This is a genomic window from Saccharothrix algeriensis (assembly GCF_016907655.1).
Classification (GTDB): domain Bacteria; phylum Actinomycetota; class Actinomycetes; order Mycobacteriales; family Pseudonocardiaceae; genus Actinosynnema; species Actinosynnema algeriense.
Window position 1 is genome coordinate 4,552,242 of sequence record NZ_JAFBCL010000001.1, and the last position, 18,429, is coordinate 4,570,670.

At 75.1% G+C, this 18,429-nt stretch carries 19 protein-coding genes; 14 read left to right on the top strand and 5 right to left on the bottom strand.

From position 1 onward, the window contains the following. Positions 1-280: 280 nt before the first annotated feature. Entirely contained in the window at positions 281-883 is a 603-nt protein-coding gene (gene cofC / locus JOE68_RS20815; protein WP_204843966.1) for a 2-phospho-L-lactate guanylyltransferase, read from the bottom strand. Between the two features lie 122 nt (positions 884-1,005). On the opposite strand from cofC, the gene JOE68_RS20820 reads away from it, so the two are divergent. The 4 genes from JOE68_RS20820 to JOE68_RS20835 all read left to right on the top strand — a co-directional run bounded on the left by JOE68_RS20820 (position 1,006) and on the right by JOE68_RS20835 (position 4,502). Continuing rightward, on the top strand, positions 1,006-1,707 hold the full coding sequence (locus JOE68_RS20820; RefSeq protein WP_204843967.1) for a lysophospholipid acyltransferase family protein: 702 nt from the start codon (positions 1,006-1,008) through the stop codon (positions 1,705-1,707). A gap of 19 nt (positions 1,708-1,726) precedes the next feature. Further along, positions 1,727-2,713, top strand: a complete 987-nt coding sequence (locus tag JOE68_RS20825) for an NAD(P)H-dependent glycerol-3-phosphate dehydrogenase (RefSeq protein ID WP_204846208.1) — start codon at positions 1,727-1,729, stop codon at positions 2,711-2,713. Then, the gene (locus JOE68_RS20830) at positions 2,710-3,774 is read left to right on the top strand and encodes a cystathionine gamma-lyase (RefSeq protein WP_204843968.1); all 1,065 of its coding nucleotides are present in this window, start codon (positions 2,710-2,712) and stop codon (positions 3,772-3,774) included. Before JOE68_RS20825 ends, JOE68_RS20830 begins: the two co-directional genes overlap by 4 nt. 260 nt (positions 3,775-4,034) lie before the next feature. Continuing rightward, the gene (locus tag JOE68_RS20835) at positions 4,035-4,502 is read left to right on the top strand and encodes a cysteine dioxygenase (RefSeq protein ID WP_204843969.1); all 468 of its coding nucleotides are present in this window, start codon (positions 4,035-4,037) and stop codon (positions 4,500-4,502) included. Here the strand turns inward: JOE68_RS20835 and JOE68_RS20840 are convergent. Then, positions 4,486-5,133: a pyridoxamine 5'-phosphate oxidase family protein gene (locus JOE68_RS20840; RefSeq protein WP_204843970.1), complete on the bottom strand. Its 648-nt coding sequence runs from the start codon at positions 5,131-5,133 to the stop codon at positions 4,486-4,488. The genes JOE68_RS20835 and JOE68_RS20840 overlap by 17 nt on opposite strands. Positions 5,134-5,182: 49 nt before the next feature. On the opposite strand from JOE68_RS20840, the gene pdxR reads away from it, so the two are divergent. Continuing rightward, positions 5,183-6,583, top strand: a complete 1,401-nt coding sequence (pdxR, locus tag JOE68_RS20845) for a MocR-like pyridoxine biosynthesis transcription factor PdxR (protein WP_239562304.1) — start codon at positions 5,183-5,185, stop codon at positions 6,581-6,583. 59 nt (positions 6,584-6,642) lie between these two features. After that, positions 6,643-7,713 (top strand): D-alanine--D-alanine ligase family protein, encoded by a 1,071-nt coding sequence (locus tag JOE68_RS20850; RefSeq protein ID WP_204843972.1) that lies wholly within the window; start codon positions 6,643-6,645, stop codon positions 7,711-7,713. Positions 7,714-7,751: 38 nt separating this feature from the next. Here JOE68_RS20850 and JOE68_RS20855 read toward each other — a convergent pair whose 3' ends face one another. Beyond that, complete coding sequence (locus JOE68_RS20855) at positions 7,752-8,321, bottom strand: DUF3515 domain-containing protein (RefSeq protein ID WP_204843973.1); 570 nt, start codon at positions 8,319-8,321, stop codon at positions 7,752-7,754. A 20-nt stretch (positions 8,322-8,341) separates the two neighbouring features. Beyond that, positions 8,342-8,575: an Lrp/AsnC family transcriptional regulator gene (locus JOE68_RS20860; protein ID WP_204843974.1), complete on the bottom strand. Its 234-nt coding sequence runs from the start codon at positions 8,573-8,575 to the stop codon at positions 8,342-8,344. 97 nt (positions 8,576-8,672) lie between these two features. Here JOE68_RS20860 and JOE68_RS20865 point away from each other — a divergent pair, with 97 nt between their 5' ends. Genes JOE68_RS20865 through JOE68_RS20880 form a run of 4 tightly spaced genes read left to right on the top strand, consistent with a single transcriptional unit; the run spans position 8,673 to position 11,346 of the window. Next, complete coding sequence (locus tag JOE68_RS20865; protein WP_204843975.1) at positions 8,673-9,638, top strand: thiamine-phosphate kinase; 966 nt, start codon at positions 8,673-8,675, stop codon at positions 9,636-9,638. A gap of 14 nt (positions 9,639-9,652) precedes the next feature. Then, positions 9,653-10,123, top strand: coding sequence for a GNAT family N-acetyltransferase (locus JOE68_RS20870; RefSeq protein ID WP_204843976.1), 471 nt, complete (start codon positions 9,653-9,655; stop codon positions 10,121-10,123). Between the two features lie 10 nt (positions 10,124-10,133). Further along, on the top strand, positions 10,134-10,655 hold the full coding sequence (locus tag JOE68_RS20875) for a gamma carbonic anhydrase family protein (protein WP_204843977.1): 522 nt from the start codon (positions 10,134-10,136) through the stop codon (positions 10,653-10,655). 16 nt (positions 10,656-10,671) lie between these two features. Beyond that, complete coding sequence (locus tag JOE68_RS20880) at positions 10,672-11,346, top strand: uracil-DNA glycosylase (protein ID WP_204843978.1); 675 nt, start codon at positions 10,672-10,674, stop codon at positions 11,344-11,346. A 258-nt stretch (positions 11,347-11,604) separates the two neighbouring features. Here the strand turns inward: JOE68_RS20880 and rpmB are convergent, their stop codons facing one another. Beyond that, positions 11,605-11,796: a 50S ribosomal protein L28 gene (gene rpmB / locus JOE68_RS20885; protein WP_073891577.1), complete on the bottom strand. Its 192-nt coding sequence runs from the start codon at positions 11,794-11,796 to the stop codon at positions 11,605-11,607. 145 nt (positions 11,797-11,941) lie between these two features. On the opposite strand from rpmB, the gene JOE68_RS20890 reads away from it, so the two are divergent. The 4 genes from JOE68_RS20890 to JOE68_RS20905 all read left to right on the top strand — a co-directional run bounded on the left by JOE68_RS20890 (position 11,942) and on the right by JOE68_RS20905 (position 18,283). Further along, positions 11,942-13,531 carry a DAK2 domain-containing protein gene (locus JOE68_RS20890; protein WP_204843979.1) on the top strand — a complete coding sequence of 530 codons (1,590 nt, stop codon included), beginning with the start codon at positions 11,942-11,944 and terminating at the stop codon, positions 13,529-13,531. A 14-nt stretch (positions 13,532-13,545) separates the two neighbouring features. Beyond that, a complete protein-coding gene (locus tag JOE68_RS20895) occupies positions 13,546-16,398 on the top strand; it encodes a helicase-related protein (protein WP_204843980.1) in 2,853 nt (950 codons plus the stop codon). Between the two features lie 311 nt (positions 16,399-16,709). Continuing rightward, positions 16,710-17,429 (top strand): hypothetical protein, encoded by a 720-nt coding sequence (locus JOE68_RS20900; RefSeq protein WP_204843981.1) that lies wholly within the window; start codon positions 16,710-16,712, stop codon positions 17,427-17,429. Positions 17,430-17,464: 35 nt separating this feature from the next. Continuing rightward, on the top strand, positions 17,465-18,283 hold the full coding sequence (locus JOE68_RS20905) for an SCO4651 family lipoprotein (protein ID WP_204843982.1): 819 nt from the start codon (positions 17,465-17,467) through the stop codon (positions 18,281-18,283). Positions 18,284-18,429 lie beyond the last annotated feature (146 nt).

Consider the following 18,429-nt stretch of genomic DNA (forward strand, 5'->3'; position numbering starts at 1 on the left):
AAGAGCAAGAGCGGTCGAGTTCCCCCCGCATGACCTGTCAAAGACGACCATGCTTTCTTGGGGGGTGCAAGCGAAAAGCGTGCTTGCACCCCCCAAGAAAGCATGGTAGCCCTCCGGGCAGGCCATACGGGGAGAACACGAGGCGACCGGGCTGCACGGGGCGTGCCGAAACCCAAAAGCAAGAGGTGTGAGCGGGGGTCTGTGGTGGGGTCTGGGAGTCGTGGGTCGCCCAGGGGGCCTGCGCGTGTGCGAGAGCTTTGTGTGAAGTTCGGTGTCCGGCCTAGCAAACGGGGCTGAGGGCCTCGCGCGTGCGCGGTCCGAGGCCCAATCCGGTGGCCAGTTCCAAATCCTCCGCCGTGTCCACGTCATTGCGCAGCGAAGGCCAAGGGCCGATCAGCGCCTGTGCGCCGGCCGAATGCGCCTCGGCCGAGCCGACGCCGAATTCGGGCTCCAGCTCGCCACCGGGAGCCGAGAGCAGCAGGGTCGTGCCGGTGCCCTGGCGGTCCGGGCAGAAGGCCCGGCTCTCGGCGGCGGCCAGGGCTGCGCGCAGCTCGGCCGTCCGCAGGGCGGGCAGGTCCGCTTGGAGGGCGCCCACCACGCAGCGCCGGTCCCGCTGCCGCAGCATCGCCGCCCCGAACCGCAGGGCCTCGTTGAGCCCTTCGGGGCCGGGAGCCGAGTCCACGCCCATGGCCCGCAGTTCCGCCGCCACCGCCGGATCCTCGGTGACGGCGAGCACCCGCCGCACGGCGGGCAGCGCGGCGGTGATGGTGTCCAGGGCGAACGCCAGCGCCAGCGCCGGCCGGTCGTCGGTCACCCCCACCAGCCGCGTCTTCGCCCGTTGCAGGGTCTTGACCGGCACCACCAGGTCCACGTCGGCACGCACACGGCCATACTCCCCCCACCGGGACGGGGCGGGCCCGTCGGCTCCCGGGCGCGGCCGACTGGACCGCGCCCGAGGTCGCGGGGAAGACTCCGGGCGTCCTGCGGGCGACGAGAGGGAGAACTGTGGCCAAGGAGAAGGGCGGCTTCTGGGTGGGGGTCGCCGCGGCGGTCTTCTACCCGGCCACCGCGTTGATGGCGCGGCGGCGCGACGAGGGCGAGGAGCGCATCCCGCGGACGGGGGGCGCGCTGCTGGTGATGAACCACGTGTCCCACCTGGACCCGGTCTACGACGCGGTGTTCACCCACCGGCGGGGCCGCGTGCCGCACTTCCTGGCCAAGCACAGCCTCTGGAAGGTCCCGGTGCTGGGCGCGGTCCTCAGGGGCGCCCGGCAGATCCCCGTCTACCGGGGCACCTCCGACGCCCAGCAGAGCCTGCGCGCGGCGCACGAAGCCCTGGAGCAGGGCCTGCTGGTGATCATCTACCCGGAGGGCACCATCACCCGCGACCCGGACGGCTGGCCGATGAACTCGCGGACCGGTGTGGCGCGGCTGGCGCTGGAGCACGACGTGCCGGTGCTCCCGGCGGCCCGCTGGGGCACCCGCGACCTGTACGACCACTACCGCGGGAAGTTCCGCCCGTTCCCGCGCAAGACCGTGGTGACCAGGGTCGGCGCGCCGGTCGACCTGTCGGCCCACCGGGCGCAGCCGCAGTCGATCGCGCTGCTGCGCGAGGTGACCGACCTGATCATGGGCGAGGTGAAGGGCCTCCTGTCGGAGGTCCGCGAGGAGACCGCGCCCGACGGCTTCTACAGCAAGAAGAGCTGACGTGGAGCGCGTCGCGGTGATGGGTGCGGGGTCGTGGGGCACGGCCTTCGCCAAGGTGCTGGCCGACTCGGGCACCGACGTGGTGCTGTGGGCGCGGCGCGCGGAGGTCGCCGACGGGATCACGCGGTCCCGGGTGAACCCCGACTACCTGCCCGACGTGGTGCTGCCGCCGAACCTGGCGGCGACGCACGACGCGGAGGAGGCGCTGCGGGGCGCGGACGCGGTGGTGCTGGGCGTGCCGAGCCAGACGCTGCGGGAGAACCTGGCGCGGTGGCGGCCCGCCCTGCCGGCCGGCGCGACGCTGGTCAGCCTCGCCAAGGGCGTGGAACTGGGCACGCTCAAGCGGATGAGCGAGGTGGTCCGCGAGGTCGCCGGGGTGCCCGAGGAGCAGGTCGCGGTGGTGTCCGGGCCGAACCTGGCCAAGGAGATCGCGGCCGGGCAGCCGACCGCCACCGTCATCGCGTGCACCGACCACGACCGGGCGGTGGACTTCCAGCAGGCGTGCTCCAACTCGTACTTCCGCCCCTACACCAACGTGGACGTGGTGGGCTGCGAGCTGGGCGGCGCGTGCAAGAACGTGATCGCGCTGGCGTGCGGGATGGCGGCCGGGCTCGGGTTCGGCGACAACACCATGGCGTCGATCATCACCCGCGGGCTGGCGGAGACGGCCCGGCTGGGCGCGGCGCTGGGCGCGGACCCGCTGACCTTCGCCGGGCTGGCCGGGCTGGGCGACCTGGTGGCGACCTGCGCGTCGCCGCTGTCGCGCAACCGGTCGTTCGGCGAGCGGCTGGGCCGGGGCGGGACGGTGGCGGGCGCGCAGGAGGCCGCGCACGGCCAGGTGGCCGAGGGCGTGAAGTCCTGCTCGTCGATCCGGGAGCTGGCCGCGCGGCTGGGCGTGGACATGCCGATCACCGACGGCGTCCACCGGGTGTGCCACGAAGGGCTGGACCCCAGGGCGCTGACCACGGCGCTGCTGGAGCGCGAGCGCAAGGCGGAGCGGCAGTGAACGAGGACTTCGGGGACGGCACGCGCGTCGTGCACTCGGTGCCGGCGGTGGCGGGGCAGCCGTTCCTGCCGGGGCCGGTGTTCGCCTCGGCCTACCACCTGGGCGGCGACGACACCTACGGGCGCGCGCACAACCCGGGCTGGCGGGCGCTGGAGGACGCGCTGGGCGGGCTGGACGGCGGCGAGGCGGTGCTGTTCCCGTCCGGGATGGCGGCGATCTCCACGCTGCTGCGGGTGGTCCTGGCCCCCGGTGACGCGGTGGTGCTGCCCTCCGACGGGTACTACCTGACGCGGACGCTGGCGGCCGAGCTGCCGGTGCGCGTGGTCGAGGCGCCCACGGCCGGGCCGTACCCGCCGCTGGACGGCGTGCGGCTGGTGCTGCTGGAGTCGCCGTCCAACCCCGGCCTGGAGGTGTGCGACATCGCCGCCCTGTCCGCCGCGGCGCACGCGGCCGGCGCGCTGGTCGCGGTGGACAACACGACCGCCACGCCGCTGGGGCAGCGCCCGCTGGAGCTGGGGGCGGACGTCGTGGTCAGCAGCGACACGAAGGCCGTCGCCGGGCACAGCGACGTGCTGCTCGGGCACGTGTCCAGCCGGGACCCGGAGCTGGTCGGGAGGCTGCGGTCGGCGCGGACCGTCGGCGGGGCCGTCCCCGGTCCGTTCGAGGCGTGGCTGGCCCACCGCGGGCTGGGCACGCTGGACCTGCGGCTGGCGCGGCAGGCGCAGAACGCGGCGGCCCTGCACGAGGCGCTCAAGGGCCACCCCGCGGTGTCCGGGCTGCGGTGGCCCGGCTCGCCGGAGGACCCGGCGCACGCCGTGGCGGCCCGGCAGATGCGGCGGTTCGGCGGCGTGCTGACGTTCGTGCTGCGCGACGCCGCCGCGGTGGCCCGGTTCCTGGAGCGGTCGGCCCTGGTGGCGGCGTCGACCAGCTTCGGCGGTCTGCACACGACGCTGGACCGGCGCGCGCAGTGGGGCGACCCGGTGCCGGAGGGCCTGGTGCGGCTGTCGGCGGGCTGCGAGGACACCGCCGACCTCGTGGCCGACGTGCTGGCCTCGCTCTGACCGGCGCGGCCGGGGCGTCGCCGGGCGGCGGCGCCCCGGTCGCCCCGCCGGGTGAACGGCGTTCCAGAGCGTGGGACCGGGTTGCCGGGCCCCGCGGGCGCTGCCACCCTTCGGGGCATGTCCTTCCGCGCCATGATCGACGGGCGGGGTCACATCGACCTCGGCCTGGTCGCCAGCGCGCTGTGTCCTTCCCGGTGACCGCTCCGCGTCCCGCGGGCCGCTGACGCCCGCCCCGCCGCACCACACCGTGAGAAGGAACCATGTTCGCCGTTCCGGAGAACACGATCGCCCTGCCCCAGTCGCACGCCGCCCCGCACCCCGTGCGGGTCGCGCTCGACGTGGCGGCCGAGCGCGAGCGCTGGGCGCACCTGCTGCGCTACGACCCCGACCACCGGTTCTCCGCCCTGGTGGAGAAGACCCCCGAGCAGGAGGTCTGGCTGCTGAGCTGGCTGCCCGGCCAGCACACCGACCTGCACGACCACGGCCCGACCACCGGCGCGTTCACCCTGGTCAGCGGTGCGCTGACGGAGGTCGTCGTGCGGGGTCGCCACCAGGTGCTGCACCACCTGGCAGCCGGCCAGTCGCGGGTGTTCGGCCCCGACTACGCGCACCGGGTGCGCAACGACGGTCCGGACCCCGCCGTCACGGTCCACGTCTACCGCGACGGCGGGCGCACCCTGCGCCCGCACCGGTTCGACCCGGTGGGCGGGACTACCTGCGCGCGGTGACGTGCGCGGGCACGGCCCAGTCGCCGACCAGCGCCGGGTCGGGCTCCGGCTCGCCCCAGGAGGTGCGCAGCGGCAGCACGCCCGCCCACCTGGCGTTGGCCGCGACGTCGCCCGCCTCGTCGCCGGGCGGTCCGCTGCGGACCTTCACCGAGGCTTCCGCGAGGTCGACGGCCAGCACCGACGTGGCGGCCAGCTCCCTGGGCGTGGGCGACCGGGCGTAGTCCCAGGAGCCGGGCGCGATGTGCTCGGTGAGCACTTCCAGCGCGCGCGTCTTCGCCACCGGGTCGGTCACCGCGACCGCGGTGCCGTGGATCACCGCGGCCCGGTAGTTCATGGAGTGGTCGAACACCGAGCGCGCGTAGACGACGCCGTCGAGCAGGGTCACCGCGACGCACACCGGGACGCCGGCCGCCGCCTCGCGCAGGCTGCGCGCGCCCGTCGAGCCGTGCAGGAAGATGGTGTCGCCGTCGCGCCCGTAGCCTGTGGGGAGCACCAGGGGCGCGCCGTCGACCACCACGGCCAGGTGGCACACCAGGCCGGCGTCGAGCACCGCGTGCAGGGCGGCGCGCTCGGTCACGGTGCGGTCGCGCCCTCGTTTGATCGTGCTGCGGGGCGTCGGTGACAACGTCATGCGTGCAGCATCCGTTGTAAAGTGGCCTTCTTCAAGTGCCAATTTTCGGATGTCCGGGGAGGCCACCGTGGTGGAGGCGGCGCTGCCGGTGTCGTTGGACCGGGCCTCGGCCGAGCCGCTGGCCGTGCAGCTGGCCGAGGCGCTGCGCACGGCCGCCGCCGACGGCCGGCTGCGCAGCGGCGACCGGCTGCCCTCGACCCGCGCGCTGGCCGCGCGGCTGGGCGTCAGCCGCACCGTCACCGCGGCGGCCTACGAGCAGCTGCACGCGGAGGGCTGGATCGCCGGGCGGCACGGGTCCGGCACGTACGTGACCACCACGCCGCCGGGCTCGCTCAAGAGCCCCGCGCGGCGGGCGCCCGCGCCCGAGCCGGTGGCGGACTTCATCGACTTCGCGCCCGGCGCGCCGTGGGCGGAGGGGCTGGACCGGGCGGCCTGGCGGCGGGCGTGGCGGGCCGCGGCGGACACCCTGCCGCTGTTCCGGCCCCAGCGCGGCGGGCTGCCGGAGTACCGGGCCGTGATCGCCGAGCACCTGCTGCGGCACCGGGGGCTGGCGGTGCGGGGCGGGCTGCGCGAGGAGCTGGTGCTGGCCACCGGCGGGACCACGGCGGCGCTGGTGGAGCTGGCCGCGGCGGTGCTGGGCCCCGACGACGTGGTGGCCCTGGAGGAGCCCGGCTACCAGCGGGCGGTGGGCGCGCTGCGGTCGGCCCGGATCAAGGTCGTGCAGACGCCGGTGGACGAGGAGGGGCTGCTGGTCGACGCCGTGCCGGCGGGCGTGCGGGTCGTCTACTGCTCGCCCGCCCACCAGTACCCGATGGGCGGCCGGATGTCGGCCGGCCGCCGCGTCGCGCTGGTCGAGCGCGCCCGCCGGGAGGGCTGGCTGGTCATCGAGGACGACTACGACGGCGAGCTGCGCTACGACATCGCGCCGCTGCCGCTGCTGGCCGCGCTGGCCCCGGACGTCGTGGTGCACCTGGGCACCACGAGCAAGATCCTCACCCCGACGCTGGGCGCGGGCTGGATGGTCGCGCCCGAGCCGATCGCGGCGGCGGTCCTCGCGCACCGGGAGCGCACCGGGACCAGCCCGTCGGCCGCCGGGCAGCGGGTGCTGGTCGAGCTGGCCCGCGCCGGGGACCTCGGCCGGCACCTGCGCAGGCTGCGGCGCGAGCTGTCCGAGCGGCGGGCGCTGGTGGTCTCGGCGCTGGCCGAGGCCGGGATCGCCGTGCTCGGCGACGACGCCGGCGCGCACGTGGTCGTGCTGCTGCGCGACGCCCAGGCCGAGCGGGACCTCCTGGCGGCGGCCGAGGCGCGCGGGCTGCGGCTGGACGGGCTCGGGCGGCACCACGCGGCGCGGCCCAGGGTGTTCGGCGTGGCCGTCGGGTACGGGGCCTGCTCGCGGGAGCAGCTCACCGCCGCCCTGCCGGTGCTGGTGGAACTGCTGCGCGCCGCGTGAGCGCCGCCGCCGCGGGCTTCGCCGTTCCCGGCTGCGCCATCCGGGTAGGGTCGCGGACCATGACACGACGCAAGACCAGGGTCGCCGTGGTGTTCGGCGGGCGCAGCAGCGAGCACCGGATCTCCTGCCTGTCCGCCGGGAGCGTCCTCGGGCACCTGGACCGGGAGCGGTTCGACGTGGTGCCGGTCGGCATCACCCACGACGGGGGCCGGTGGGTGATCGGCGCGGACGACACCAGGGCGCTGGAGGCGCGCGACCGCCGGCTGCCGTCGGTGGACGCGCTGGTGCCCGTGTCGGGCGGCGAGCTGGTCCCGGTCGCGCCGGACGAGGCGCTGGCCGAGGTCGACGTGGTGTTCCCGGTGCTGCACGGCGCGTGGGGCGAGGACGGCACGATCCAGGGCCTGCTGGAGCTGGCCGACATCCCCTACGTCGGCCCCGGCGTGCTGGCGTCGGCGGTCGCGATGGACAAGGAGTTCACCAAGCGCCTGCTGCGCGGCGCGGGGCTGCCGGTCGGCGAGTTCGCGGTGCTGCACCGCGACCGGGAGACCCTGGAGCCGGGGGAGCGGGCGCGGCTGGGCCTGCCGGTGTTCGTGAAGCCGGCCCGCGCCGGGTCGTCGGTCGGCATCTCCAAGGTGGTCGACTGGGACCACCTGGACGGCGCGATCGCGCTGGCGCGCAAGACCGACCCGAAGGTGGTCGTCGAGGCCGGGGTGGCCGGGCGCGAGGTCGAGTGCGGCGTGCTGGAGTTCCCCGACGGCCGCGTGGAGGCGTCGCTGCCGGCCGAGCTGCGCGTCGTCGGCGGCGCGGTCGACTGGTACGACTTCGACGCCAAGTACCTGGACGACGTGTGCGAGTTCGACGTGCCGGCGAAGCTCGACGAGGGGGTCGCCGACCGGGTCCGGGAGATGGCCGTCACGGCGTTCCGGGCGCTGGACTGCCAGGGCCTCGCGCGGGTGGACTTCTTCGTCACCGAGGACGGCGGGCTGGTGGTCAACGAGGTCAACACGATGCCCGGGTTCACGCCGATCTCCATGTACCCGCGGATGTGGGCGGAGACGGGGATCGACTACCCGACCCTGCTGACGACGCTGGTCGACACGGCGCTGGCCCGCGGGACCGGGCTGCGGTGACCGCGGCGGGGAGGGCGGCGCCCTCCCCGCGCCGCCGGTCAGCCCCCGGTGTCGACGGGCGTGGCGGGCAGGGTGTCGCGGATCGTGGTGGAGATGTCCTGGATCGGGCCGGTGCCCGCCTCGGCCGGGATGGTCAGCGCCACGTAGGCGGGCCGGTCCACCAGGTACCAGGTCGAGGACGAGCCCTCGGTGACCTCCAGCCACTGCACGGAGGAGACGCTGCGCAGCTGCGAGGTCGGCGTCAGCCCCGCCGGGCGGTCCAGGCCGCAGCGCAGCACGATCGGCTCGTGCCGCGCGTCGCCCCAGGCCAGCGCGCCCGCCGGCGCGGGCTCGGCCAGCTCGCGGCGGGGCAGGGTGGCGCCGTTGGAGACCAGCTGCACCGGCAGCCTGCCCAGCAGCGCCCGGCACGGCTCGCCCTCGGCGGCCGGGGCGGGCACCGGGACCAGCGCCAGCGGTCCGGAGTGGTCGGTCCGCGGCTCCGCCTGCTCGCCCGCGCCGAGGAACAGCCCGACGGCCGCGACCCCCGCCGCCAGCAGCGCGGGCAGGCCCACCGCGACGGCCAGCAGCGGTCTGGGGAGCAGGGGGGTGGGTTCCGGTGCCTGTGCCACCCCGCTATGACAGCACGCCGCTAGAGGTGGACCACCGGGCAGGTCAGCGTTCGCGTGATGCCCTCGACGTTCTGGATGCGGGCGACCACGAGCTGCCCCAGCTGGTCGACGGTCTCGGCCTCCGCGCGCACGATGACGTCGTACGGGCCGGTGACGTCCTCCGCGGTGGCGACGCCCGGGAGGCCGGAGATCTCGGCCGCGACGGCGGCTGCCTTCCCGACCTCGGTCTGGATGAGGATGTATGCGTGCACCACGGCGTGCCCCTTCGTCGCGACAGGTTAGGTCGGGGTAGGAACGTGCACAGCAACGTACCCCAGTCGGGGTTCCGAATGCTCAGAACGGGAGGCAATCTTGCGTCCGGAGCCGCCGCGGAACGCGGACACGGTCGCTGAGGTGGGTGAGTTCGGTCTCATCCGCCGGGTGACGGCAGGTCGGACGCAGCCGCCCACCACCCTGCTCGGGCCCGGTGACGACGCGGCCGTCGTGGCCGCGCCCGACGGGCGGGTCGTCGTCTCGACCGACGTGCTCGTCGAGGGCGTCCACTTCCGGCTCGACTGGTCGTCCCCGGAGCAGGTGGGCCGCAAGGCGGCGGCCGTGAACCTGGCCGACGTGGCGGCCATGGGCGCGCTGCCGACCGCCCTGCTCATCGGCCTGGCCTGCCCGCCGGGCACGCCGACCGCGCTGGTGGAGGGGCTCACCGCCGGGCTGTGGCAGGAGGCCGCGGTCGCGGGCGCCGGCGTGGTGGGCGGCGACATGGTCTCCTCCGCGACGCTGGTGATCTCCGTCACGGCGCTGGGCGACATGAACGGCCTGGAGCCGGTCACCCGTTCGGGAGCCCAGGTGGGTGATGTCGTGGCGGTGTGCGGGCGGCTGGGCTGGGCGGCGGGCGGGCTGGCGGTGCTCGGGCGCGGTTTCCGGTCGCCGGTGGCGGTCGTCGGGGCGCAGCGGAACCCCGAACCCCCTTACGCGGCCGGGCCGCAGGCCGCCGAGGCCGGCGCGACGGCGATGATCGACGTGTCGGACGGGCTGCTGGCCGACCTGGGGCACATCGCCGACGAGTCGGGCGTCGGCATCGACATCCGCACCGAGCTGCTGGAGGTCCACCCGCGGCTGCTGGACGTGGCCTCCGCGCTGGGCGCCGACGCGCGGCACTGGGTGCTGACCGGCGGCGAGGACCACGCGCTGGCGGCGACCTTCCCGGAGCCGGCCGCCGTGCCGGAGGGGTGGCGCACCATCGGCACCGTCCGGCACGGCAGCGGCGTGACGGTGGACGGGCGCGCCTACGAGAAGCCCCCTGGCTGGGAGCACTGGCGGTAGGTAGCCTGGTCGGTGTGGAACTATGCACGCGGGCGTATGATCATCCAGACGCGGCGGCGCTGGTCGCCGAGCTGCAGCAGGTGTTCGTGGTGCGCTACGGCGACCAGGACGTCACGCCGGTCGACCCGGCCCAGTTCTCCGCGCCGCTGGGGCACTTCGTGGTCGGCTACCTGGACGGCGTCGCGGTGGCCTGCGGCGGGTGGCGGGCGCACGACGTCGCCGCCGACCCGATCCGGCCCGGCGACGCCGAGGTCAAGCGGATGTACACGGTGGACTCGGTGCGCGGCAAGGGGCTCGCGCGCGTCGTGCTCGCCGAGCTGGAATCATCGGCCCGGGCCGTCGGCCGGTCCCGCATGGTGCTGGAGACCGGGACGCGCCAACCGGAGGCGATCGGGCTGTACGAGTCGAGCGGGTACCGGCGCATGGCCAACTTCGGCGTCTACCGCGACCACCCCGGCAGCCTCTGCTACGCCAAGCAGCTCTAGGAGGACGGCAGTGGCGATCTACGCGTTGGGCGACCGCGAACCGGTGATCCACCCGGACGCCTACGTGCACCCGGACGCCACGGTGATCGGCGACGTGCGCCTGCACGCCGGGGCCTCGGTCTGGCCGCGGGCCGTGCTGCGCGGCGACTACGGGCGCATCGAGATCGGCGCGCGCACGTCGGTCCAGGACGGCACGGTCGTCCACTGCACCGAAGCGCACCCCGCGCTCGTCGGCGAGGAGTGCGTGATCGGTCACAACGCCCACATCGAGGGCGCGACCATCGCCGACCGCTGCCTCATCGCCTCCGGCTCGGTGGTGCTCAACGGCTCGGTGGTGGAGGCCGGCGCGGTGGTCGGCGCCGGCGCGGTCGTGTCGTTCAACGGCCGCGTGCCGGCCCGCTCGATGGCGCTGGGCGTGCCCGCGCGCGTCCGCGAGGGCTACGAGGTGCCGGAAGGCGCGTGGCGGGCCGCGGTCGACAAGTACGTCGCCAACATCGCGACCTACCGCGCCGATCTTCGCCGGCTCGGCTGAGATAGGGTCCACCGCCGTGGCGCGACCGCTTGAGGAAATCGTGGAAGAGGGCTGGGCGAGGGCACTGGCCCCGGTGGCCGACCGGATCGCCGGGATGGGCGAGTTCCTGCGGTCGGAGGTGGCCGCCGGGCGCACCTACCTGCCCGCCGGGGAGAACGTGCTGCGGGCGTTCCAGCAGCCGTTCCGCGACGTGCGGGTGCTCATCGTCGGCCAGGACCCGTACCCGACGCCCGGTCACGCGGTGGGCCTGAGCTTCTCGGTGTCGCCGGAGACCCGGCCGATCCCCAAGAGCCTGGTCAACATCTACAAGGAGTACGTCGAGGACCTGGGCCACCCCACCCCGGCCAACGGCGACCTGACGCCGTGGACCGAGCAGGGCGTGCTGCTGCTCAACAGGGCGCTGACGGTGCAGCCCGGCAAGTCCAACTCCCACCAGGGCAAGGGCTGGGAGCCGGTCACCGAGCAGGCGATCAAGGCGCTCGCGGCGCGCGAGGAGCCGCTGGTGGCGATCCTGTGGGGCCGCAACGCCCGCAACCTCAAGCCGCTGCTGGCGCCGTTCCCGTGCGTCGAGTCGGCCCACCCCTCGCCGCTGTCGGCCTCGGCGGGCTTCTTCGGCTCGCGCCCGTTCAGCCGGGCCAACGAGCTGCTGGCCGAGCAGGGCGCGGAGCCGGTGGACTGGAAGCTGCCCTGAGGAGCCGGCTCTGAGGAGCCGGCTCTGAGGAGCCGGCTCTGCGGAGCCGGTCCTGAGGAGCCGGCTCTGCGGAGCCGGTCCTGAGGAGCCGGCTCTGAGGAACCGGCTCTGCGGAGCCGGTCCTGAGGAATCGGCCCGACCGCCCGCCGCGGATCCCGGCGGGCGGCCCCGAACCCCCTCGAAGAACCCCCGAAGACGCCCGAAGGCCCCCGGACCGATCGGTCCGGGGGCCTTCGCGACAACGCTCGGACGCGGTCGTCAGCCGCGAACCACCTTGCCCGCCTTGAGGCAGGAGGTGCACACGTTCAGCCGCTGCCGCGTCGAAGACGAGACCTTCGCGCGCACGGTCTGGATGTTCGGGTTCCACCGGCGGTTGGTGCGCCGGTGGGAGTGCGAGACCGACTTGCCGAAGCCCGGCCCCTTGCCACAGACGTCGCACACGGCAGCCACGTCAGCCACTCCTTAAGGTTTATCCAGCGGTACTCACGCCCCGGCGGGCGCGCAAGCGTGCACAAGCCTCAGCCGGGCATGGCAACCCAGACAGGGTAGCAATGGCGGGCGTCGGCACCAAACCGGGTCGAATACCCTCCTCGCCATGCAGGCTCTCGACGCGGTCGCGGTGCGCCAGTGGGCGGAAGCCTGCGTCCGGTCGCTGGACGCGAACCGCGACGACATCGACCGCATCAACGTCTTCCCGGTCCCCGACGGCGACACCGGCACCAACCTCTCGCAGACCATGCGCTCCGCGCAGGACTCCCTGCTGCGGACACCCGCCGACTCGGTCGGCCAGGCGCTGGCGGCGCTCGCGCGCGGCGCGCTGGCGGGCGCGCGGGGCAACTCCGGCGTGATCCTGTCCCAGGTGCTCCGCGGCCTGGCCGAAGCCGCGCAGGGCGCCTCCACGGCCGGCGGCCAGGCCCTGCGCGCCGCGCTGCACCGGGCCGACGAGCTGGCCACCGCCGCGGTGTCCCGACCCGTGCCCGGCACGGTCCTGACCGTGCTGCACGCCGCCGCCGAGGCCGCCCGCGACTGCCCCTCCGACGGCCTGGGCGAGGTGGTCACGGCCGCCGCCGAGGCCGGCGCGCTGGCGCTGGCCGAGACGCCGCGCCAGCTCGCCGTGCTGGCCAGGGCGGGCGTGGTGGACGCGGGCGCGAAGGGCCTGGTGGTGCTGCTGGACGCGCTGGCCGCCGTGATCACCGGCCGGCCGCTGGAGGTGCCGTTCGCCACCGCGCCGCCGCGCACCCCCGAGTCGCTGACCACCGGGCGCGAGGCGGGCTCCGCCGAGTACGAGTACGAGGTCATGTACCTGCTCGACGGCGCGCCCGACACCGACCGCCTCGAACAGCGGCTGACCGCGCTGGGCGACTGCGTCTCGGTCGTCGGCGACGGCGCCGGCCTGTGGACCGTGCACGTGCACTGCAACGACATCGGCGCGGCCGTCGAGGCGGGCGTCGAGGCGGGCCGCCCGCACCGGATCACCGTGGCCCGCTTCGCCGACCAGATCGCCGCCCAGGCGCCCCGGTTCGTGCGCGACCGCGCCGTCGTCGCGCTGGTCGAGGGCGAGGGCGCGCGCGAGCTGTTCCGGTCCGCGGGCGCGGTGGTGGCCGAGCCCACCGGCGACACCGCCGACCTGCTCGCCCTCGTCGCGGGCACGCGCGCCCGGCACGTGGCGCTGCTGCCCGGCGACCCGGCGCTGTGCGAGCCGCTGGAGGGGGCCGTCGCCCAAGCCGTCGAGGCGGGGCAGGACGTGGTCGTGGTGCCGACCTTCTCCCCGGTGCAGGCGCTGTCCGCGCTGGCCGTGCACGACCCGGCCCGGCGCGCCGGCGACGACGTGGTGGCCATGGCCGAGGCCGCCGCCGCCACCCGGCGCGGCGAGGTCCGCCTCGCCGAGCGCGAGGCGATCACCTGGGTGGGCCGGTGCCGGCCGGGCGACCTGCTCGCGATGCTGGACGGGGAGGTCGTGCGGGTGGAGCCGGGCCCGGCGGACGTGGCGGCGCTGTCGTGCCGGCTGGTGGACCGGATGCTCGCCGGCGGCGGGGAACTGGTCACCCTGCTGCTCGGCGAGGACGCCCCCGAAGGCTTGGCCGAAGCGGTGGAGGACCACCTCCGGGCCGCCCACCCGGAGGTCGAGGCGGTGGCCTACCGAGGCGGACAACCCGGTGCCGTCCTGGCCGTCGGGGTGGAGTAGTTGAATAGGCCGGGATGACGACCTTCGACGAGAAGTTGGTGTCGGTGCTCGGGAAGAAGAGCGCCGACGCGCTGGCGGGCGGACTCGGCCTGACCACGGTCGGCGAGCTGCTGCGGCACTACCCGCGCCGCTACGACGAGCGCGGGAAGCTCACCGAGATCAAGGGCCTGGAGCTGGGCGAGCACGCCACCGTGCAGGCGCGCGTGAAGAGCGCCCGCCAGCGCCGGATGAAGAGCCGCAGCGGCGAGCTGCTGGAGGCGGTGATCACCGACGGCTCGTCCGACCTGCACCTGGTGTTCTTCGGGCGCGGCTCGCGCAAGGTGGAGCGGGAGCTGCTGCCCGGCCGCGAGGCGATGTTCGCGGGCAAGGTCGGGATGTTCAACGGCAAGCTCCAGCTCGCCCACCCCGACTACCAGGTGCTCGACGACGTGGACCCCGGGTCGGCGGCGAAGTTCGCCGGCGCGTTCATCCCGGTCTACCCGGCGGCGCAGGGCATCCAGTCGTGGAACGTCTCCAACTGCGTCGAGCAGGTGCTCGCGGTGTGGGACGGCGTGGCGGAGGACCCGCTGCCGGCCGACCTGCGCGCGGAGCGCGGCCTGGCGCCGCTGGAGAAGGCGCTGCGCGACATCCACCGCCCCGACGGGTGGGCGGCGATCGCCGTGGCGCAGCAGCGGCTCAAGTGGGACGAGGCGATGGCCGTGCAGCTCGCCCTGGCGCAGCGCCGCAGGTCCGCGACGGCCCGCCCCGCGCCCGCGTGCCCGCCCCGGGCCGGCCTGGTCGGCGACGCCTTCGACGCGCGGCTGCCGTTCCGGCTCACCGACGGGCAGCGCGAGGTCGGCGAGCGGATCGCCCGCGACCTGTCCGGCGAGCACCCGATGAACCGGCTGCTGCAGGGCGAGGTGGGCTCGGGCAAGGCGCAGCCGCTGGACGCGCTGGTGCTCACGCCCGGCGGGTTCGTCCCGATGGGCGAGATCCAGCCCGGCGACGAGGTCATCTCGGCGGACGGCTCGCCGACGCCGGTGACCGGCGTGTACCCGCAGGGCGAGCGCGAGGTGTTCCGGGTGGTGCTCTCGGACGGCAAGTCCGTCGAGTGCGACCTGGAGCACCTGTGGGCCACGCACGGCGGCGAGGTCGTGACGCTGCGGGAGATCCGGGAGGACCTGCTCGGCGGCGGCGACCCGGCGCGCTGGCGGCTGCCGCTGGTCGTCGCGCCGGACCTGGACTGCGTGGACCTCGCGCCGGTCAAGGAGCGGCACGAGCTGCTGCAGGGCCTGCTGACCACCGGCGGGTCGTGCGACGGGGCGGACGCGGTGTTCCGCACCGAGTCGGCGCACCTGGCCGAGTACGTCAGCGAGCTGGCCGAGTCGCTGGGCGGCACGGGCGTCGTGCGCCTCGGGTACGAGCAGCACGAGGTGCTCGTCCGGCTGCCGGAGGGGTTCCCGCCGTTCCGGGACGCGCTGGACCGCACGGCGCCGCCCGCCCGGTACGTCGAGCGGGTCGAGTTCGTGGGCGTGAAGCCGGTGCAGTGCATCTCGGTGGCGCACCCGTCCCACCTGTACGTGACCGACCACTTCATCGTCACGCACAACACGATGGTGGCCCTGCGCGCCATGCTGCAGGTCGTGGACGCCGGGCGGCAGGCCGCGATGCTCGCGCCGACGGAGGTGCTGGCCGCGCAGCACGCGCGGTCGCTGCGGGAGCTGCTCGGCGACCTGGGCCGGGCGGGCGAGCTGGGCGCCGCCGAGCACGCCACCCGGGTCACGCTGCTGACCGGCTCGATGCCGGCCGCGCAGCGCAAGAAGGCGCTGCTGGAGATCGTGACCGGCGAGGCGGGCATCGTCGTGGGCACGCACGCGCTGATCCAGGACAGGGTGGAGTTCGCCGACCTGGGGCTGGTCGTGGTGGACGAGCAGCACCGGTTCGGCGTCGAGCAGCGGGCGGCGCTCAGCGGCCGGTCCGGCGGCTCGACCCCGCACGTGCTGGTGATGACGGCGACGCCCATCCCGCGCACGGTGGCGATGACGGTCTACGGCGACCTGGAGGTCTCCGCGCTGCGCGAGCTGCCGCAGGGGCGTTCGCCGATCAGCACGTCGGTCGTGCCGATGGCGGAGAAGCCCGCGTGGCTGGACCGGGCGTGGCAGCGGATCCGCGAGGAGGTCGGCAAGGGCCACCAGGTGTACGTGGTGTGCCCGCGCATCGGCGACGGCGAGGAGGAGGGGGCGGAGCCGCCGAAGGAGGACGCGTCGGACCGCCGGCCGCCGCTGGCGGTCGTGGACGTGGCGCAGCGCCTGGCCCGGGGGCCGCTGAAGGGCCTGCGGGTGGACGTGCTGCACGGCCGGATGCCGCCGGAGGACAAGGACGCCGTGATGCGGGCGTTCGCGGCGAACGAGGTCCAGGTCCTGGTCGCGACGACGGTGGTCGAGGTCGGCGTGAACGTCCCGAACGCGACCGTCATGGTGATCATGGACGCGGACCGCTTCGGCGTGAGCCAGCTGCACCAGCTGCGCGGCCGGGTGGGGCGGGGCAGCGCGCCGGGCCTGTGCCTGCTGGTGACCGAGGTGCCGGAGGGCACCTCGACCATGGGGCGGCTGCGCGCGGTGGAGTCCACCCTGGACGGCTTCGAACTCGCCCAGCTGGACCTGGAGCTGCGCCGCGAGGGCGACATCCTGGGCGCGGCGCAGTCGGGCAAGCGGTCGGGCCTGAAGATGCTGTCCCTGCTGCGCGACGAGGACGTGATCACCGAAGCCCGCCTGGTGGCGACCCGGGTGGTCGACGCCGACCCGGAGCTGACCGCCCACCCCGGCCTGGCCGGCCTGGTGGCCGGCCTGCTGGACGAGGAACGGGCGGAGTACCTGGAGAAGGCTTGACCACCGCCCGCTCGCCCTCACCCGCCCCTTGCCCGTCGCCCTTGTCCGCTGCTCACGCCGCTCGCCCGTCGCTTTAGCCTGCCGTCCGCCGCCTTATCAGCCAGGCTTGCCCGCCAGGCTTGCCCACCGCTCGCCGTCCGCCGGCCGCCGATTCCACCCGTCGCGCACCGCATCGCCCGTCGCGCACCGCATCGCCCGTCGCCCGCCGACTCCGCCCGCCCGGTCGTCCGGGGCGCCTGCCGGAGGTGATCCGAAGCGGTTCCCGGGATTTCGCGGTGGCGCCCGAGGCGGGGGCGTCGCATGATCGTGTGGTGGCTGGCACCCAAGCCGAACGGCGTGATCCCGCGACGGTCTCCGACGAGGCCGGCTCGCGCGACTTCGCGGTGGCGTCCGCCGAGGCCGACGCGCACGACCTCGCGGCGGCTCGGGCCCGGGCCGAGGCCCGGGAGCTGACAGCAGGGCGGCCCGAGGTGCGCGAGATGGTCGTGCGGTCGTTGCTGCCGCCCTGGCTGTCCACGCGGTACCTGGGATCGCTCAAGGCGTCCGGCGCGCTGATGCTGGTGGGGGCCGCCGGCTCGCTGGTGGCCAACCTGGGCGCGCCCTGGTACTTCCACCTGATCGACCTGCTGCTGCTCGCGCTCGGCGCCGGCACGGTCCGGTCGGTGGTCGGCCACGTCTCGGTGCGCCGCGTGGAGGCCACCCGGCTGCGGGTCCACGGCCCGGACGAGTGCGACACCCTCGCCGACGCCGGCGTGCGGATCACGACGCGCCCCCGGTGGCGGGAGGCGGTGGCCGCCCTGTTCGACCTCCTGGTGCTCACGCTGCCCGTGGTGGTGGCGGTGCGGGCGTGGTCGGAAGGCGGTTGGCCGGCGCGGGTGGCGGCGGTGCTCGCCGTCGGGTGCGTCATCGCCGGGTCGGTGCTGATCGTGCACTCCGCGCGCACCGCCGGCCAGTGGCGGCGCGACTTCCTGGCGGAGGAGGGCCTGGAGCTGCCGCCCGTGCGGGACGGCTGGGACGTGCTGCTGCGCTGACCGGCCCGCGGCGGCTGGGGTATCGTCGCCGCACTGTGCGCCGTTTCCCGCTCGCCCTGTTGCCGTTCGCGCTGGCCGCGTCCCTGCTGGCCGGGTGCTCGTCCGGCGAGCCGTCGGCGCCGGTGACGTCGGCACCGCCCAAGGGGGACCTGGCGGTGCTCGCGGAACGCATCGACCAGCGCCGCGCCGAGCTGAAGACGGCCCGCTTCCGCACCGAGGGCTTCGCCTCCGACGGTGAGGCGACCGAGGTGCGCAACACCGTGGACGGCGTGGTCCGCCGGGAGCCCGACGGCGTGACGGCGTCGATGGCGATGCAGATGTCGACGGGCGGCCAGGCCCGCAAGATGGACATGGTCATGACCCGCGACGGGCTCTACGTGCACGTGGACGGCGCTCCGATGCCCGAGGGCAAGAAGTGGGGCTTCTACACCCGTGAGACCAGCGGCGAGGTCGACGCCCTGCTGCGCGGCTTCGGCCCCAGCGCGACCGTGGGCGCGGAGCTGGACTACGTGCAGCCCCGCGCGGCGCTCATCATCCGCCGGGGCGAGGAGCAGCTGGACGACGTGCGGACGACCCGGTACGAGCTCGTGGTCGACCCGATGAAGATGGCCAAGGTCATCGAGGACCCCGACATCCAGCTCCAGCACACCCAGCTGGCCGAGCACGGAGTGACCATCGCGTCCGCGGTGTGGGTCGACCCGACCGGCGCACCGCTCAAGGCCGAGTACCGCTTCGAGTTGAACGGCAAGGTCGTCAAGCAGTCCACCACCCGCTTCACCGACTGGGGCGCACCGGTCGACACCGCCGCACCCCCGGCCGCCGAAGTCGTGCCGGCCGGCCAGCTCCCCCGGTAGATCGACTCCCCGGTGGTCGGGAACCTCCGGTGAGCCGGCTTCCCCGGTGGCCGGAACCCCCGGGTAGGCCGACTTCCCCCGGCGAACAGGCCCCGGCCGGGAAACCTCCCGAGCAGCGACCTGCCCGGCCGGTGCCTTCCCGGGCA

What these genes read in the sequence shown, in the direction of transcription:
- JOE68_RS20825 (WP_204846208.1), top strand. Translation starts at nt 1,727, where the DNA reads ATGGGTGCGGGGTCGTGGGGCACGGCCTTCGCCAAGGTGCTGGCCGAC.
- JOE68_RS20840 (WP_204843970.1), bottom strand. Translation starts at nt 5,133, where the DNA reads ATGACGTTGTCACCGACGCCCCGCAGCACGATCAAACGAGGGCGCGAC.
- JOE68_RS20835 (WP_204843969.1), top strand. Translation starts at nt 4,035, where the DNA reads ATGTTCGCCGTTCCGGAGAACACGATCGCCCTGCCCCAGTCGCACGCC.
- JOE68_RS20895 (WP_204843980.1), top strand. Translation starts at nt 13,546, where the DNA reads ATGACGACCTTCGACGAGAAGTTGGTGTCGGTGCTCGGGAAGAAGAGC.
- JOE68_RS20890 (WP_204843979.1), top strand. Translation starts at nt 11,942, where the DNA reads ATGCAGGCTCTCGACGCGGTCGCGGTGCGCCAGTGGGCGGAAGCCTGC.
- JOE68_RS20850 (WP_204843972.1), top strand. Translation starts at nt 6,643, where the DNA reads ATGACACGACGCAAGACCAGGGTCGCCGTGGTGTTCGGCGGGCGCAGC.
- pdxR (WP_239562304.1), top strand. Translation starts at nt 5,183, where the DNA reads ATGTCCGGGGAGGCCACCGTGGTGGAGGCGGCGCTGCCGGTGTCGTTG.